This window comes from Geobacter sp., assembly GCF_027327745.1.
Classification (GTDB): domain Bacteria; phylum Desulfobacterota; class Desulfuromonadia; order Geobacterales; family Geobacteraceae; genus Geobacter.
The window spans coordinates 125,608-142,079 of sequence record NZ_DAHVYG010000006.1 but is presented as its reverse complement, the minus strand read 5'-3'; the positions used below and the strand labels follow the sequence as shown (position 1 = coordinate 142,079).

The following is a 16,472-nucleotide window of genomic DNA, read 5'->3' as shown; positions in this document are numbered from 1 at the left end:
GCCATTCTTACAGGCCCCTTTTTACCGGCAAAAACATGGCTCTAAGGCTAAAAACAAGGGCAGATAAGCCCATTAACTGTAATATTTCAGATAGTTAACTTGATCCGACTCCAGCCAGGCAGCAGCGGATTCGGGTACATCGCGAACCTTACCTTAATCAATTCATGACCGAGAGGAGCGGCGCGAAAACCCGCCGACACGTCCGCCAGCAAGCCGCACGAGATCACCGGGCGCCATCTCCAGGGTCCGGTCAGGCCGGCCGATGCCGCAGTAAATGGTCGGCAGAATGGTGAGCACGTCATCATCAATGAGAAGGTCAGAGTTCTCCCGGAACGACAGCGGCGAAACGCTCCCCGGCTCCACCCCCAAATACCCTCTCACCTCCTCCGGCGAGAGTGGCGCAAGGTCGCGGCGGTTTACGCCTACGAGGGCCGCCAGGCGGGGATAATCGACCCTCCTGGTTCCCCGCAATGCCGCCAGGACAATACCGCCGTTGCGGGTGCGGAAGGCCACGGTTTTCACTATCCGCGCCACCTCGAACGACAGGTTTTGTTCCGCATCCTCCATTGTCCGCGTCGCGGCATGCGAATGGAGGACGAACGGAAGGCCGCTCCGCTTGATGATCTCCGCCAGAGCGCGGAAGGCGGTCTTATCATCGTCTGATTCATGTGCGTAGATTTCCACTCAATCCACCTTGCTTTTGCAGGAGCCTCAGCTTATTGAATACTTCCAGGACAATGCAACACTGCTCTTCAACATTGCCCATACGGGACAATAAGTCTCTTCGGACAGCCTGATTGCCCTCTCGACGGAAGGAGCATCAAGCTTGTCCCCTTTCAGATCGAACTGCAGTTCGATATCGGTGATTACCGTGGGATGCTCGTCCATTCGACGGTTCCCGATCGCATTCACAGCCACATCCTCCACCGTCTTTCCCATCTTTCTCAAAAGGAAGAGGACGGTATGACCGCTGCAGCTTGCCAGGCTGATCATAAGCAGTTCCAGAGAAGTCAAGCCGTTATCCTCACCGAGGGGGGGAAAGTAATCTATCTGGACCTCATGCCCGGTATGCCCCTTCCCTTTCAGCTGCATTTTGCCCTGAAGCCCCCCGACTGTCACCTTGAGCTCAGTTCCTGCATTCATGTTTTCCCCCTTTATTCTGACTCAGTGCTTTTCGCCTCACCGTTTGCAGAAAAACCCTGGTGAAACACCACAACTCCATGGGTCTTGTTATTATCAAACGGCAAGGCAAGAAAGTACTCTTGTGGAACACCGTCAAGAAATGAATCCGGAAAAGACTCGCTCATTCCTGCAGAAACTCCCCTATCAACCTGTTTACTTCATCCGGCCGTTCCCGGTGAATGAAGTGCCCGCCGTCCAGAACCTTTCGCTGGACCTCGGCGCTGAAGGCCTTTCCCAATCCTTCCGTCGTTTCCAGCCCGATGCACCCATCGTCCTTCCCATGGATGTAAAGCGTCGGCACACCGATCGGGTCGCGCAGCCGTTCACGCACAGGGGCGAGGCCAGAACTGTGATTGACAGGATTGAGCGTGTGCCGGTAGTAGCTGAGGGCGGCCTTCAGGACCCCCGGCTGCCGGAAGGTATCCTTGAGGGCGGCCATCTCTTCCGGCGGATAGTGCCACCCTGGCGACCAGTCCAGCCACAGCCGTTCCAGGAAGGCGTAATCGTTGTGGGCAACGGCCATCTCGGCGACCGGCAGCTGGAAAAAGTACATGTACCAGGAGCGGCGCTGCTGCTCCGGGTTGGTGATGAGCGATGTGACGAAGACCGCAGAAGGGGGAACAGCGATGGTGATCAGTTTAGAAACCTTGTGGGGGGCCAGGATGGCCGCTCCATAGACGGCCGCCGCTCCCCAGTCGTGGCCAATGAGTATGGCCGGCTCGGCGGAGAGGGCATCCATCAGGGCCAATGCATCCTGGACCAGGGCGGCTGTCTCGTACGGCCCCTCGGGGGCATCGGTCGGAAAATAACCCCGCATGTAGGGGGCGACGACCCGATACCCTGCCGCAGCCAGGTACCGCATCTGGTGGCGGAACGTACGCGGGAGGTCGGGGAAGCCATGAAGAGCCAGGACAAGCGGCCCTTCCCCCGATTCTATGCAGCTGAAGCTCAAACCGTTGGCCCGCACGTTGGCTGTTTTGAAATCGCTGCCTCGTTGCATTTCCAATTCTGAACACCTTTTTTTCATCGATCAGCCTCCTGATTTTGGTCTGTCAGTTAGACTCTGCCAGAGGCAAAGGGTTACATGTGCTCATGAAAAAATAGTCCACTCTTTGTTTTGTATGCCCTCCTTGATCCTTTGCGCAAAAGATTCGTCTGCCGCTTCCTGGTAAAGGTCCTGGTAGAGATCACGCAACGTTCTGAGCTCGACCACTTCCTTCACGGCTTGAACGGCAATCGGGGGACGGGGATCGGATAAAGCATCTTTCGAGATCCACCCCTGGGACAGACCGAATCGGACCCACTGTCTGCAACTGCACGGATTTGTTTTCTTGATCAGCTGGCATCTCTCTTCCATGTAGCCGAACCTTGCGTTGATTGAACTCCTGGGCGGTTCTCCCGGCGATCAACTGAAGGCTCCCCCGCCGCAGCACATTCAGCCGCCGGCCGGCGTCGAGGACGATTCCCTCCGCCGTGCGGTGCCGGGCGAGGAATTCCCGCACCGTGCGCCGGTGGGCCTCTGGTTGCTCCCCGAAGCCGGGGAGCTTCGAGGCGATGAAGTCGTCTTCGTCGGCGAAGAGGAAGCGGACGCGGAAGCGGACCGTCTCCCCCACGCTCCAACCCTCAAGCCCGTGCATGGCGCGGATGGCGGCCTCCCGGGCGGGGCGCTCGTCGCCGCTGCCGGCGCCGAAACGCTCCTTGGCCTCGGTGAAGGAGCCGCCCTCGTCCGGCTCCACGACGACGATGACACCCCCTTCCCGGAGGAGGCCGGCGGCGGTGCGGAGGCTTTCGTCCATCTGATCGGGGGGAACGTGGTGGAGGGAGAGGGTGTAGATGACGACATCGAAGGAGGCGGGGGGAAAGTCGAGGACGCCGTCAGGCATGGGGAGGAACCGGACGGTGGCGGCAGGGGCGGTAGCACGGGCCTTTGCCAGGGCGCCTTTGTCGGGGTCCACGGCCACGACCCTGGCGGCGTGCCGGGCCAGGTCGCGGGTGATCCGCCCGGTGCCGCACCCCACTTCGAGGACCTCTTTGCCCAGCAGGTCACAGTGGGCGGCAATGGTGGCAATGTAGGTATCGTCCGGGTCCTGGAGCATGGGGCACCCCGTCTCAGGAGAGAAGCTTCGTCAGCCAGCCGGGGTGGAGCGGAAGCTCCATCAGTCCCGCCACCCCCATGACGCCGCCGAAGCCGGCGAAGATAAGCGAGAAGCGGAAGAGCCAGAGGTTGGAGGTGAGGGCCGTCACCGCCAGGATCGCCAGTGAAAGGGAGAGGAGGGCATCGGAGAGGTCGAACTGGTCGTCCCGGAAGTTGAGGTCGTCGTACTGCTTCTCGAACCCCTTCGCCTTTTTCATGATCGACTCGCTCTCGCCTTGGTAGCGGGCGATGGTGGTGGCGTAGGATCTTTCCTGGTCCGCCAGGGCCTTCGCCCCGTGGGGCGGCACCGCCAGCCGCAGGGCCCGGGCCTGGTTCAGGCCGAGCTCGGCCAGATGAAGCTTGAGCTTCTTGGCCTGGTACTCGTTCCAGGTGTCCACCGCGTCGGACTTGGCCTGGAGCATCGCCTGGACGATGTTGTCGTCCTTGATCTTGGTGACCGCCATGAAGGCGGAGATGAGCGCCACCGCCACGGCGACGCGGTTGTTGAGCCGGTTGCGGGATTCAGCCTCGGCGAGCCGGGCTTCCATGGTTTCCATTGAGTATCAGCTCCTTGGGCAGATTTTCATCGCATCAGCGGCAAAGGCGCTAGCGCATCGTCACCACGGTGGCCCCCTCCCCTCCTTCGAAGGGCTCGCCGGGGCGGAATTCGAGCACCAGGGGATGGCCGTCCAAGTACTCGCGCACGGCCCGCATGAGGGCGCCGGTCCCCTTGCCGTGGACGATCCGCACCTCCCGGTATCCCTCCAGGGAGGCGTGGTTCAGGAACCGCTCCAGCCGCCCCAGGGCGTCGTCCACCCGAAGACCGATCAGCTTCAGCTCGTGGGGGGCCTCCTGTTCCGGCGCCGCCTTCTTTCCGGCACCGGCCCGCAGTTTCGCCTCCGTCGCCTTTCCCCGGCGGGGGGCCACGTCGGCCACCACCACTTCGAGCTCCATGGCGCCAGCCCGCACCCGCAGGCGCCCCCCCTTGCGGTCGACGGCGGTGATGGTGCCGTCGTGGCCGATTCCCTTCACGAAGACCGTGTCCCCCTCGTGGATGGCGTCGAGGGAGAGGGTCTCCTCGGGGTGGAACTCCTGCAGCTTCGCCTCCACCTGGGCCTCGGCCTCGTCGATCTTTCGCCGCGCTTCGCGGCTCTTCTCCCGCCGGGCCTCCTCGATGATGGCGTTCACGTCGCGCCGGGCACCGCGGACGATCTCCCGCGCCTCCTGGAGCGCCTTCTCCACCGCCTCGCGCCGCTTGGTGTCGGCTTCGGCCAGCCGCTCCCGGGCGATGCGGGCCTTCTCCTCGGCATCCCGCCGCAGGCGCTCCGCCTCGGCCAGGGCTTCCTCGTGGCGCCGCCGCTGCTCTTTGAGCTCGGCCAAAAGCTCGTGAAACTCGGTCTCCATCCGGCCGAGCATCCCGGTGGCGAACTCCACCACCCGGTCGGGAAGGCCGTAGCGGCGGGCGATCTCCAGGGCGTGGGACTGCCCCGGCTCCCCCTTCTTGAGGCGGTAGAGGGGGGTGAGGGTCTCCCGGTCGAACTCCATGGAGGCGTTCACCATGCCGTCGCGCTTGTGGACGAAGCCGACGATGTCGGTGAGGTGGGTGGTGGCGATGACCAGCGCCCCCCGCTCCTGCAGGTCGGCCAGGACGGCGCAGGAGATGGCCGCCCCCTGGACCGGCTCGGTGCCGGTGCCGAGCTCGTCCAGCAGCACCACGGTCCGGTGGTCGCCCCGCGAGAGGATCTGGGCGATGTTGGAGACGTGGGCCGAGAAGGTGGAGAGGCTCTGCTCGATGGACTGCTCGTCGCCAATATCCACCAGGAGGTCGGAGATGAGGGGAAACGACGAGGTGGAGGCCGCCGGCACCGGAATCCCCGCCAGGGCCATGAGGTGGAGGAGGCCGGTGGTCTTGAGGGAGATGGTCTTGCCGCCGGCGTTGGGACCGGTAATGACCATGACCGAATCAACACCCTCCCCCTCACCCCCTCCCATCAAGGGAGGGGGAAACGCTCCCTCTCCCCTGGGGGGAGAGGGTTGGGGAGAGGGGGAATCAGAACCCAGCGCCAGGTCGAGCGGCACCACCCTGCCCGCTTCCCGCTCCCGCGCCATGAGGGCCAGGAGCGGATGGCGCCCCTCGTTCACCCGGATGAAGCGGGCGTCGTTGATCTCGGGGGTCTCGGCACCGAGGGAATCGGCAAAGGAGGCGACGGCGTTCAGGAGATCGAGGTAGACCAGGGTCCGGAACTGCTCCTCCATCCCGTCGGCCTCCCGGCGGATCATCCGGCAGATGGTCCGGACGATCCGGATCATCTCCGCCTTCTCCTCGGCCACCAGGTTCTCCAGCTCGTTGGCAAGGCCGATGATCTCCAGGGGCTCCATGAAGGCGGTCTCGCCGGAGTTGGAGACATCATGCACCACCCCCGGCACCATCCCCTTGGAGTCCATCCGTACCGGGATCACCCACCGCCCCCCCCGCTGGGTGATGAAGTCGTCCTGGAGAAAATTGGTGACCCCCGTCTCCCGGACGATCTCGGCCAGCCGCCGCCGGATCCGCTCGGTGAGGGAGCGCTTCTTCTGGCGCAGGTCGTAGAGAAGCGGCGAGGCGGAGTCGAGGATCTCCCCTTCGGAGTCGATGGAGACCTCCAGCTCGTCGAGGATGTCGGGGAAGCCGGTGAGGTGCCCCACCAGCTCCTTCAGAAGCGGGATATCCGAGCGGTAGGCGAACTGCCTGGCGATGGCGGTCATGGTCCGCAGCACCGGGAAGAGGATCACCAGCTCCATGGGATCCAGGACCGCCCCCTCGGGACGGACCGCCGCCAACAGCGGGGTGATATCCTCGAAGGAGGAGAGGGGAAGGGAAACCCCCGTCTGGACCATCCTGCGGATCTCCCCCACCTGGCCGAAGCGCCGGGCGATGGCGCCGCCGTCCCCCAGGGGACGGACGAGCTCGATCTCCTCCCGCGTGGCGTCGCTGTGGGCGTAGCCGGCGATGGCCGAGAGGATCTTGTCGAATTCGAGGGTGCGGAGGGTTTCGGTTCTGATCATCTAAGTAAGTCCTTCGTGTGCTTATTCCTTTTCGTACTTTCCGCTGGCGCGCCGTTTCCGTCGCGCCTTCTGCTTTTTCAGCTTCTCCGCCCTGGCGTCCCGGGGTGCTTCCCCCTTCTGCAGCCGCTCGATCCGCTCCAGCAGTTCCCGCCGGGCCAGGAAGCGGTTCACTGACTGGCTCCGGTCCTTCATGCACTTGACCTCGATGCCGGTGGGGCGGTGGCGGATCTGGACGCAGGATGAGGTCTTGTTGACGTGCTGTCCCCCGGCGCCGGAGGAGCGGACGAAGCTCTCCTCCAGGTCTCCCTCGGTCACCCCGAGCTCCGCCATCTTCTCGCGGAGCCAGCGGTTTTTCTCCTCGCTCACGGCAAAGGTCGTGGTCATGGCATCACGCTTTCGGCCGCGCCGCTACTGCTGCTCGACCCGGTATCCCTTGCGCCGCAGGAGCTCCACGATCCCCCGGGGACCCACCAGGTGCGCCGCTCCCACCACCACGAAGACCGGCCCCTTCCCCTGCATCCGGCGCTCGATGGCGGCGGCCATGGCGCGGTTGCGGGCGAAGATGAGCTTCTCGAAGACCGGCTCCAGGGAGGGGTCACGCTTCAACTCGCCGAGGGTTGCCTCTTCCAGGGCCGCGGCGTCGCCGCTTTCCCACGCCCGGTAGGCGGCGTCGAGCTTCTCACCCCCCTCGCGCATCGTGCTGATGAGGAACAGCTCCTGCTCCCGCGGGGTGAAGCTGTCCAGGAGCGAGTGCTCGTTCATTTCCCCTCCTCCGCCGCTTCGCCGGCGGCGTCGGGGCGGTAGAGGATCCGCTGTTTCTGCTCCACGTAGAGCCGCACGAAGAGCGGTCCGGCCACGGCGACAAGGATCAGCATGCAGCCGGAGAACTCCCGCGGGGTGAGGCGTTCGCCGAGGATGAAGACCCCGGCGAGCATGCTCCAGACCGGGTCGAGGGTGTAGATGAGCCCCGCCCTGGTGGGGGTGGTGTAGCGCTGGAAGGCGTTCTGGAGCGTGAAACAGATCACCGTCGGGAAGATGGCGCAGTAAGCCAGGGACCATCCCCCCGCCACCCCGACCCGGAACGCCGGCCACGGCAGGGCCAGGGAGATGACCGCCCCAACGCAGGCCACGGTGGTGAACTGCACGAAGGTGACGAGGTAGACGTCCTCGTCCCGCAGGACCCGCGACACCGCGATGATATGGACGGCGATGAAGAGGGCGCAGACCGTGGAGAGGAGATCCCCCCGGTTGAACCCATTCGCCCCGCCGCTGGCCAGGAACCAGAGCCCCGCCACGGCGAGGAGGACCCCGCCAAAGGTGACCCGGTCGACCCGCTCGCGCCAGAGGAGAAACGAGAGGAGCGGGATGAAGATGACGAAGAGGTTGTTGAGGTAACCCGCCCGGGAGATGGTGGTCCCCGAGACGCCGAGGACGAAGGAGAGATTCACCGCCGCCAGGGCGACCCCCACCACCGCCCCCCGCCGGACGATCTGGCGGTTGAGGCGCCCCAGGCGCGGGATGCAGATGAGCCCCATGAGGAGCGCCCCCAGGGCGAAGCGGAAGAAGAAGAACTGGACCGGGGGGATCTCCCGCATCCCGATCTTGTTGAAGAGGAAGCTCCCCCCCCACATGAGCGTGGTGAGGACGAGGATCGCCGTGACCTTTCCCTGCGGCAGCGGTGCCGTTTCGCGTGCGTAAGACATCTTTCTATTAAAGACGGCGGGGGTCCGGAAGTCAACAGATGTTCTCGCCCCCGTTGCGCATCTCCCCCGGGGTGCTAGACTAGTTAGGTTAGCTCGCATCAATGCAACGTCGCCGCCCAAGAGAGGAACCGATGATGATCCAGATCACCGATCCCCGTATCGAGGAGTATCTGCGGCGCCTCGCTCCCGAAGACGACCCGGACCTGATCGCCATGGAAAAGCGGGCCCGGGAGCTGGCTTTTCCGATCGTCGACCGCCTCGTGGGGCGGCTCCTCTACCTCCTCACCCGGCTCCGGCAGCCCCAGCTCGTGGTGGAGCTCGGCTCAGGCTTTGGCTACTCCGCGTGGTGGTTCGCCCGGGCCGTCAGCATCACCGGCAAGGTGGTGATGACCGATCGCGACGGGGCAAACATCGAATACGCCCGGACCATGTTCCGGCAGAATGGCCTCATCAACCGGGTGGAGCTCCGGGAGGGGGACGCCCTGGAGATCGGCCCGGAGTACCGCGACATCGACATCCTCTTCATCGACCTCGACAAGGAGCAGTACCTGCGGGCGGCGGAAACAATGATCCCGCGCCTGGCGAAAAATGCCCTCCTCATCTCCGACAACGCCCTCTGGCACGGCAGGGTGGCGGAGGGGGAAGACGACCCGGGAACCCGCACCATCCGGGAGTTCAACGACTTCATCTGCAGCCGACGTGATTTTTTCACCACCATCATCCCGTTGCGGGACGGGGTGATGATAGCCTACCGCCTGTCATAGGAGGCGGCAGAAAGGGGAACCCATGAAACGAATCGTCACCGCGGCAGTCGTCCCGTTCCTCGCCCTCGCGGCGGGGTGCGCCACCAAAGGCTTCGTCCAAGAGCAGACCGCTCCCCTGGCGGACCGGCTCAGCGGAGTGGAGAAGCGGCTGAGCACCATCGAGGCCCAGGTTACCGACCTGGCGAAGCGGCCCGTAGTCTCACCCGCCGATATCGACGCGGCGAAGAATGAGGCCCAGCAGGCGGCCCAGAGCGCCCAGAGCTCGGCGGGCGCGGCCTCCACCGCGGCGAGCCGGGCCGAGACGGCCGCCTCCCGGGCCGAAGCCGCCGCATCCAGGGCGGAAGGGGCAGCCCAGCAGGCGGAGAAGGCGGCGGGGAAATCGGTGAAGGCCTTCGAGCTCCAGCAGAAGAAGTAACAGGTCACCGGCCGATATCGACCGGCACTCCGCGCTTCTCGGCCAGGGCCCGGAACAGGCGTAGCGCATTCACTTGGCCGAGGGCATCCCGCGCCAGGATGAGACGGGTCGCCTCCGCCGCATAGTCGATCTGCGCCCCGTCGTCGCGGTGGACCTCGATGAGGAGACGACCGTCCTGCACCGCCACCTTCACCGGTTCGCGGACTATGGCGACCGGGGTCCCGACGGGGACCAGGCGAAAGAGCACGGGAATATCCTCCGGGTAAAGGCGGATGCAGCCGTGGCTCACCGCGCGCCCCACCCCCCACGGCCTGTTAGTGCCATGGATCATGAGACCGTCGTCGGTCAGGCGCAGGGTGTGGCTCCCGAGGGGGTTGTCGGGTCCGGGAGGGACCACGGCGGGGAGGCGGGGGTGCTCGCGCCGGATGGAGAGTGGAACGTGCCAGGGGGGATCGGCGCGCTTTTCCATCACCCGGTAGCTGCCGGGAGGGGTCTCCGTCCCCTCGCTCCCGGTGCCGACCGGAAAGGTGGCCACGACGGGGGGACCCGAGACCGGAACAAAGTAGAGGCGGAGTTCGGAGAGGTTCACCACGAGGCGCCCCGGCGCCACCGCCGCCGGCACGACATGCTCCCCCGGGATGGTGACGGGGGTTCCGGTGGGGGGTACGAACGGGTCGAGGCCGGGGTTGGCCGCTGCGATTTCATTGAAACCGAGGTCGTAGGTCCGGGCGACCTCGATGAGCGATTCCCCCGGCCGCACCTCCCGGAGCAGGCTCCGGCCCACCACCTCGCCAGGGCCCGGAAAGACGGCCGCCTCCGCCGGCAGCGTCCCCAGGAGCGCCACCCACGCCAGCAGCGCCGTCCTCCGGTGCCACCGCTTCACGATAGCGACGCGGGGGAAAGCCATCCCCTCCTCCTACTGCCCGAACACCGTCCGCAGCAGGTCGGTGGTGCGGGCCGCCGGGTCCGTTCTGATCTTCTTCTCTTCGGCACCAATCATCGCGAAGAGGCCATCGAGGGCCTTGTTGGTCACGTAGTCGTCGAGGTTCAGGGATTGGGTGCCGGTCAGGGCGGAGACGGGAAGCGCCTCGTACTGGTCGAGCAAGTTCTTGTAGGCCCGGACGGTCCCGACCTGCTCCATGCTCTTCGTCACCGCGGGTTTGAACGCCTCGAAGAGCCTGCCGCGAGTCTTTTTCTCGAAGAAGTCGGTGGCTGCCCGGTCGCCGCCGGCCAGGATCCCCTTCGCGTCCTCCACCGACATCTGCCGGATGGCGTCGCCGAAGAACCCCGCCGCCTTCGGAGCCGCCTTGTCCGCCGCCCGGTTCATGCTGAGCACCAGCTCGTCCACCTGGCTCTGGTAGCCGAGGGTGCCGATGACGTTGGCCACCTGCTGGATCTTGTCGGGGAGGAGGATCCTGATGAGCCGGTTGCCGAAGTAGCCGTCGGGTTTCGCCACTTCCTTCACCGCCCGTTCGGTGCCGGTGGCAAGGGCCTCCTTCACCCCCCTGACGACGGTGGTGTCGTCGAGGGAGCTTTCCTGCACCGCGGGGAGCAGCTCCCGGGTGAGATCGTCGAAGACCCCGGCCACCCCGGCGGCGGGAAACAGCAGGATGACGGCAGCCAACGACAACGGGCATTTCATGACGGCCTCCTTTCCGTGACGCCCCCCGTCGTGGAGGGGTACGGAAAGTATGGATCCTTTGCGCAACATTGCAAGCGGTGGAAAAGATTGGCCAGCGGAAGCGCTTCGAAAGGAACTGAAGCGGCAACGGAGGAAGAACCATGATCGACTGGAACGTGGTGGCTACGTCACGGGAGGAGGGGTTTCGGGACACGGTGCAACTGCTGGAGGAGTTCGGTCCGGTGAGCCGGACCGACTTCTACAACGTGCTCGTCCTGCGGGTGGACGACATCCCGGCGGCGCTGGAGCGTCTGCGGCGCCGCATCGACGAGGAGCCGGGGATCGAAAACTTCCTCGCCCGGTTCATCCCCCTCACCCGGACCTTCGCCTTCCACAGTGCCGAGGAGTTCGAGGCGCGGGCCGTCGAGGCCGTCGGCGGCTGGGTCGCCCCCCTGGCGGGAAAGAGTTTCCACGTCCGGATGTGCCGGCGCGGCTTCCGGGGGAAGCTCTCCAGCATGGACGAGGAGCACTTCCTCGACGGGCATCTGCTGGCGCTCCTGGAGAAGGCCGGCGCGCCGGGCCGGATCACCTTCGCCGACCCCGACGCCGTCATCGCCGTGGAGACCGTCGGCCCCCGGGGAGGGCTCTCCCTCTGGAGCCGGGACGAGCTGGCCCGCTACCCGTTCCTGGGGCTGGACTGAATCTGAATTCGGCAGTTGCCCGCATGCTTCATTCGCTGAAACGCACTATTTTGGCTGAAGAGAGCGTTTCACCTCTCCCGCCAGGAGGTCGGCGGCCCGCTGGGGCTCGGGGAGACGGTAGCGGACGGCGCAGCGGAGGACGATGTCGACCGCCTCGGGAAGGGTGATGAGGTGGCCGGGGGAGATGAAGAGGGGACGCACCCCGGGACGGGTGCGGAGCACCGCCCCCACCGTCTCTCCCCGGTCTACGAGGGGGGTCCACGCCCCCCGCTCCGGGGCGGGGTCCGCATGTTCGCCCACGAGCCGCGACTTGGCGCTCCCGATGGCGGGGAGGTCGAGGAGGACGCCGAGAAACGACGCGATGCCGAGCCGGCGGGGATGGGCGATCCCCTGGCCGTCGACGATGAGGAGGTCGGGACGGCGGGAGAGCCGTTCGAGGGCGGCGATGAAGGCGGGGGCTTCCCGGAAGGAGAGATAGCCGGGAACGTAGGGAAAGGAGAACGGCATCACGGCGTGGGCCGTCTCCAGCGGTTCCAGAGAGGGAAAGGCGAAGAGCGTTGCCGCGGCGACGATCCGGTCGCCGGCGAAGGCGGCGTCGACCCCCGCCACGGTGGCCGGCTCGTGCCCGAGGGGAACCAGCCGCACCTGCCGCGCCAGGCGCTCCTGGATCGGCTTCGCCTCCGCAACGGTGGCGGGCCAGGGAAACGGAAGGATCACCGTCTCCTCCGCGGCCTCACCTGAGCACCACCTTGTTCTTCCCCGTGTATTTCGCCTGCATCAGGCACTCGTCGGCGGTGCGGATCAGGTTGCCGAGGGCCTCTTCGACGCCGGCCCCCAGTTCCCCCTGGGCCACGCCGATACTGACGGTGGCGGGGACGATCCGGGCGCTCGCCTCCCCGATCCGCGCCCGGAGGTTCTCGGCCACGGTCCGAAGCGCCGCCGGCTCCACCGGCGAGAGGAATACGATGAACTCGTCGCCGTCGTAGCGCCCCACCACGTCGGAGCGCCGCAGCTGCGCCGTGATGGTGTCGGCAACGACCTGGAGCACCCGGTCGCCGGCCTCGTGGCCGCGGCTCTCGCCCAGCAGCTTGAAGTAGTCGAGATCGATCATCATCACCCCCACATTGCTCCCGGTGCGCTGGGCGGCGTGGGCGAGGGGCATTACCTCCCGGAAGAATGCGGCTCGGGTGAGGACGCCGGTGAGGGGGTCGAGATGGGCCTGGGCCGCCAGCTGCCGGGCCTCGTTCCAGAGACGGAACAGGGCCTCGCCCAGGAGTTCCGACGCGGGGGTGGCCATGCCGCAGGAGCCGATGCCGTCGATGAAGCGGCGCAGGTAAATGCCGTAGCCGTGGTCGTTGGCATCCTCGCCGGTGGTGTCCTTAGCCATGCGGCAGATGCTGGCGAAGGCGGGGTGGAGAAGGCAGAGCTGCAGGCGGAAGGCGAGGAGGCAGGCGGCTTCCGGGTTCGGGGCCCGCCGGTAGCGCTCGAACTGCTCCTCGATGTTGCGCTCGATCATGTCGAGCTCCTCCCGCGTATCAGCCGGCCGGTAGATGACCAGGGGGAGGAGATTCCCGCTCTCCGCGGCGCGGAGCTGGACTAACAGGGCGGTGTGATGGTTCGTCTGGGCCGCCACCGCCTCCCAGAAGCGTCGGGCATCATCGTTCTCCGCGTGGGACGCGAAGGTGCCGAAGATCTGCGCCGCCTTCCGTTCAAGGCTCAGGCACTGATCGATGATCTCGTGCAGTATGTCGCTCCCCATGGTAAACCTCCTCACCGACCGTTATCGGGGCGGCTGACGCCCCGCCACACCGTTTACCAATCAGTGGGCCTCGCTCCAGTTCCGCCCGCAGTTCACCTCGACCCTCAGCGGCACCCGCAACTCCACGGCATGCTCCATCTCGTGCTGCACGAGCCGTTCCATGGCGGTCCGCTCCTCTTCCGGCACCTCGAAGACCAGTTCGTCGTGGACCTGCATGATGAGGCGACTCCCCATGCGGTCGCGCTTCAGCCGCTGCGTCACCTTTACCATCGCCTCCTTGATGATGTCGGCGGCGGAGCCCTGGATCGGGTAATTGACGGCGTTTCGCTGGGCAAAGGCCCGGATGTTGCCGTTGGCGCTCTTGATGTCGGGGATCGGGAGCCGGCGGCCCAGCAGCGTCGTCACGTACCCGTTCTCCTCCGCCTCCCGCATGCAGCCGTCCAGGAAGGTCCGGGCGCCGGGGTGGCGGGCGAAGTAGTTGTCGATGAACTCCCTGGCGACCCTGGTGGCGATGCCGAGCTGCCTGGCGAGGCTGAAGGCCCCCTGGCCGTAGATGACGCCGAAGTTGATCGCCTTGGCCTGGCGCCGCATCTCCGGGGTCACCATCTCGGGGAAGAGGCCGAAGACCTCGGAGGCGGTACGGGTGTGGATGTCCTCGTCCCGGGCGAAGGCGTCGCAGAAGACCCGGTCCCCCGAGAGGTGGGCCAGGACCCGCAGCTCGATCTGGGAGTAGTCGGCGGAGAGGAGCACATGTCCCGCTTCGGCGATGAAGGCTCGCCGGATCCGCCTCCCCTCCTCGGTCCGGACCGGGATGTTCTGCAGGTTCGGCTCCGACGAGGAGAGGCGCCCCGTGTTGGTGACGGTCTGGTTGTAAGAGGTGTGGACCCGGCCGGTGGCCGGATGCACCAGCTTCGGCAGGGCGTCGGTGTAGGTGGATTTGAGTTTCGCCAGACCCCGGTACTGGAGGATGAGGGCGGCGATCTCGTGCCCCGCCTCCGCCAGGCGCTCCAGTTCCTCCACGTTGGTGGACCAGCCGGTCTTGGTCTTGGTCTTCTTGCCGGTGGGAAGCCCCATCTTCTCGAAGAGGACCTCGCCCAGCTGCCTGGGGGAGTTGAGGTTGAAGGGCTCCGGCGCAAGCCCCGTGATCCGCCCCTCCAGCTCCGAGAGCTGCGCACCGAAGCCGGCGGAGAGCTCACCGAGGAGCGAGAGGTCTAGCCTCACCCCGGCCAGCTCCATCTCGGCCAGGATCGGCACCAGGGGCATCTCCACCTCGAAAAAGAGCCGCTCCATCCCCGTCTCCGCCACACGGGGGAGGAAGAGGCGGTGGAGGAGCCACGCGGCGTCCGAATCCTCGCAGGAGTACACTGACGCCTTCTCCACCGGCACCTGGGCGAAGTTCACCTGCTCTTTCCCCTTCCCCGCCACCTCCTCGTAGGAGATCATTTTGTGGTCCAGATGCTCCACGGAGAGGGAGTCGAGGCCATGGCTGGAGCGGAGCGGGTTCAGGAGGTAGGAGGCGACCATGGTGTCGCACCAGACCCCCGCCAGCTCGATGCCGTGGCGGCGGAAGACCTGGTAGTCGTATTTCAGGTTCTGCCCCACCTTGCGCACCCTCGGGTCGGTGAGCAGTGGCCGCAGGGCGTCCAGTACCCGCTGGCGGGGGAGCTGCCCCGGCGCCCCGAGGTAGAAGTGCCCCACCGGGATGTAGCACGCCTCGTGGTCGCGAAAGCTCAGGGAGATGCCGACGATCTCCGCCTCCAGGGGGTTCAGGCTCGTGGTCTCCAGGTCCACGGCGAAGGTGCCGGCCGCCTCCAGTTCCGCCAGCAACGCCCGGAACTCCTCCTCGTTGAAGATGGTCCGGTACTGCTCGGTGGAGAGGGTCGCCTCGCTGGTCAGCTCCTTCATGAGGGTGGTGAAGCCGTACTCCCGGAAGAGCTCGGCGAGACGCCGGTTGTCGGGGGGGGAGGCGGCGAAGGCTTCAAAGTCGAAGGGAACCGGCACGTCTTGCACGATGGTGGCAAGCCTCCGCGAGAGGCGGGCCTGCTCCGCAAACTCCCGGAGCTTCTCCCCGGTCTTCCCCTTCACCTCACCGGCCTTCTCAAGAAGCGCGTCGAGGGAGCCGAACTCCTGGATCAGCCTGATGGCGGTCTTCTCGCCGATACCCGGAACGCCGGGGATGTTGTCGGAGCTGTCGCCGGCAAGCCCCAGGATGTCGATCACCCCTTCGGGGCCGACGCCGAAGCGCTCCCGCACCTCGGGGATGCCGGAGACCTTCTCCTTCATGGTGTCGAGGAGCGTCACCCGGTCGCTCACGATCTGCATCAGGTCCTTGTCGCCGGTGACCACCACCGTCTCCATCCCCCGCTCCTCGCACTCCCGGGCGATGGTGCCGATGATGTCGTCCGCCTCGTATCCCGCCAGTTCCAGCACCGGGATATTGAAGGCCCGGACCATCTCCTTGATGGGGGCGATCTGGGGGACCAGGTCGTCGGGCATGGCGGAGCGGTTGGCCTTGTAGTCGGGGTAGAGCTCGGTGCGGAAGGTGGTGCGCCCCGCGTCGAAGACCACGGCCAGATGGTCGGGGCGGCGCTCCTTCATTACCTTGAGGAGCATCTGGGTGAAGCCGTAGAGGGCGTTGGTGGGGAACCCCTTGGGGGACGAGAGGTGCCGGATGGCGTAGTAGGCCCGGTAGATGTAGGAGGAGCCGTCGATGAGGTAGAGGGTCGGAGGGGCGGCCATTCAGTTCCCCTCCGGCTCGCGGGTGAAGATGACGAAGGCCATGCTCGGCCGCCGGCTCGCCTCCCGCATGGCGAACTGCATCCCGTCGAGGCGCCATCCCTTGGCCGTCCACTCGTTCAGGACCTCCTCCAGGGTGTCCTCCGTCACGGTACTCAGCTCGACCACCTTGTATGTCAGCACGCATCACCTCCCGGACGGTTTCCGGGAATAGTAGCCCATCTCATCCCGTGCTTCAAGGATTAAGCCGCAGAAAAATCACGACACCGGACAGTTTACGGCAAGTATAACCCAGCAATACAATTAGAAAAATTAATTTTATCGCCGTTTGCAACGCCCGGGTGACGTGGTATCATGATTATCATCACAGGCAAAGGAGGTGACAGAAAGTATCGATCGGCAACCGCACCTC

General features: G+C 65.6%; 18 protein-coding genes. 3 read left to right on the top strand and 15 right to left on the bottom strand.

Annotated elements, in window-relative coordinates; genetic code table 11:
• Positions 1-162: 162 nt before the first annotated feature.
• From M6689_RS01765 to M6689_RS01725, 9 genes are all read right to left on the bottom strand, one after another.
• On the bottom strand, positions 163-684 hold the full coding sequence (locus M6689_RS01765; protein ID WP_298267063.1) for an aminoacyl-tRNA deacylase: 522 nt from the start codon (positions 682-684) through the stop codon (positions 163-165).
• Between the two features lie 27 nt (positions 685-711).
• Positions 712-1,143, bottom strand: a complete 432-nt coding sequence (locus M6689_RS01760; RefSeq protein WP_298267061.1) for an OsmC family protein — start codon at positions 1,141-1,143, stop codon at positions 712-714.
• A 160-nt stretch (positions 1,144-1,303) separates the two neighbouring features.
• Complete coding sequence (locus M6689_RS01755; RefSeq protein ID WP_298267084.1) at positions 1,304-2,182, bottom strand: alpha/beta hydrolase; 879 nt, start codon at positions 2,180-2,182, stop codon at positions 1,304-1,306.
• Positions 2,183-2,369: 187 nt separating this feature from the next.
• Positions 2,370-3,278 (bottom strand): class I SAM-dependent methyltransferase, encoded by a 909-nt coding sequence (locus M6689_RS01750; RefSeq protein ID WP_298267058.1) that lies wholly within the window; start codon positions 3,276-3,278, stop codon positions 2,370-2,372.
• 13 nt (positions 3,279-3,291) lie between these two features.
• Positions 3,292-3,873, bottom strand: a complete 582-nt coding sequence (locus tag M6689_RS01745; RefSeq protein ID WP_298267056.1) for a DUF4337 domain-containing protein — start codon at positions 3,871-3,873, stop codon at positions 3,292-3,294.
• Between the two features lie 49 nt (positions 3,874-3,922).
• Positions 3,923-6,361, bottom strand: coding sequence for a Smr/MutS family protein (locus M6689_RS01740; RefSeq protein WP_298267054.1), 2,439 nt, complete (start codon positions 6,359-6,361; stop codon positions 3,923-3,925).
• Positions 6,362-6,382: 21 nt separating this feature from the next.
• Positions 6,383-6,745 (bottom strand): peptide chain release factor-like protein, encoded by a 363-nt coding sequence (locus tag M6689_RS01735; protein WP_298267051.1) that lies wholly within the window; start codon positions 6,743-6,745, stop codon positions 6,383-6,385.
• A gap of 24 nt (positions 6,746-6,769) precedes the next feature.
• A complete protein-coding gene (locus M6689_RS01730; protein WP_298267048.1) occupies positions 6,770-7,123 on the bottom strand; it encodes a TraB/GumN family protein in 354 nt (117 codons plus the stop codon).
• Complete coding sequence (locus M6689_RS01725) at positions 7,120-8,064, bottom strand: DMT family transporter (RefSeq protein ID WP_298267046.1); 945 nt, start codon at positions 8,062-8,064, stop codon at positions 7,120-7,122. Before M6689_RS01725 ends, M6689_RS01730 begins: the two co-directional genes overlap by 4 nt.
• 131 nt (positions 8,065-8,195) lie before the next feature.
• Here M6689_RS01725 and M6689_RS01720 point away from each other — a divergent pair, with 131 nt between their 5' ends.
• Positions 8,196-8,828 (top strand): O-methyltransferase, encoded by a 633-nt coding sequence (locus M6689_RS01720; protein WP_298267044.1) that lies wholly within the window; start codon positions 8,196-8,198, stop codon positions 8,826-8,828.
• A gap of 22 nt (positions 8,829-8,850) precedes the next feature.
• Entirely contained in the window at positions 8,851-9,243 is a 393-nt protein-coding gene (locus tag M6689_RS01715) for an alanine-zipper protein (RefSeq protein WP_298267042.1), read from the top strand.
• Positions 9,244-9,247: 4 nt separating this feature from the next.
• On the opposite strand, the gene M6689_RS01710 is transcribed toward M6689_RS01715, so the two are convergent.
• Both M6689_RS01710 and M6689_RS01705 read right to left on the bottom strand, forming a co-directional pair.
• On the bottom strand, positions 9,248-10,150 hold the full coding sequence (locus M6689_RS01710; RefSeq protein ID WP_298267040.1) for a L,D-transpeptidase family protein: 903 nt from the start codon (positions 10,148-10,150) through the stop codon (positions 9,248-9,250).
• 9 nt (positions 10,151-10,159) lie between these two features.
• Positions 10,160-10,885, bottom strand: coding sequence for a DUF4197 domain-containing protein (locus M6689_RS01705; protein ID WP_298267038.1), 726 nt, complete (start codon positions 10,883-10,885; stop codon positions 10,160-10,162).
• Positions 10,886-11,025: 140 nt separating this feature from the next.
• On the opposite strand from M6689_RS01705, the gene M6689_RS01700 reads away from it, so the two are divergent.
• The gene (locus M6689_RS01700) at positions 11,026-11,565 is read left to right on the top strand and encodes a hypothetical protein (protein WP_298267035.1); all 540 of its coding nucleotides are present in this window, start codon (positions 11,026-11,028) and stop codon (positions 11,563-11,565) included.
• Positions 11,566-11,610: 45 nt separating this feature from the next.
• On the opposite strand, the gene nfi is transcribed toward M6689_RS01700, so the two are convergent.
• Genes nfi through M6689_RS01680 form a run of 4 tightly spaced genes read right to left on the bottom strand, consistent with a single transcriptional unit; the run spans position 11,611 to position 16,243 of the window.
• Positions 11,611-12,282, bottom strand: coding sequence for a deoxyribonuclease V (gene nfi / locus M6689_RS01695; RefSeq protein ID WP_298267032.1), 672 nt, complete (start codon positions 12,280-12,282; stop codon positions 11,611-11,613).
• A gap of 16 nt (positions 12,283-12,298) precedes the next feature.
• Positions 12,299-13,324, bottom strand: a complete 1,026-nt coding sequence (locus M6689_RS01690) for a diguanylate cyclase (protein WP_298267031.1) — start codon at positions 13,322-13,324, stop codon at positions 12,299-12,301.
• Positions 13,325-13,384: 60 nt separating this feature from the next.
• Entirely contained in the window at positions 13,385-16,063 is a 2,679-nt protein-coding gene (gene polA, locus M6689_RS01685; protein ID WP_298267029.1) for a DNA polymerase I, read from the bottom strand.
• Positions 16,064-16,243 (bottom strand): DUF4177 domain-containing protein, encoded by a 180-nt coding sequence (locus M6689_RS01680; RefSeq protein ID WP_298267025.1) that lies wholly within the window; start codon positions 16,241-16,243, stop codon positions 16,064-16,066. It abuts the gene before it with no gap.
• Positions 16,244-16,472 lie beyond the last annotated feature (229 nt).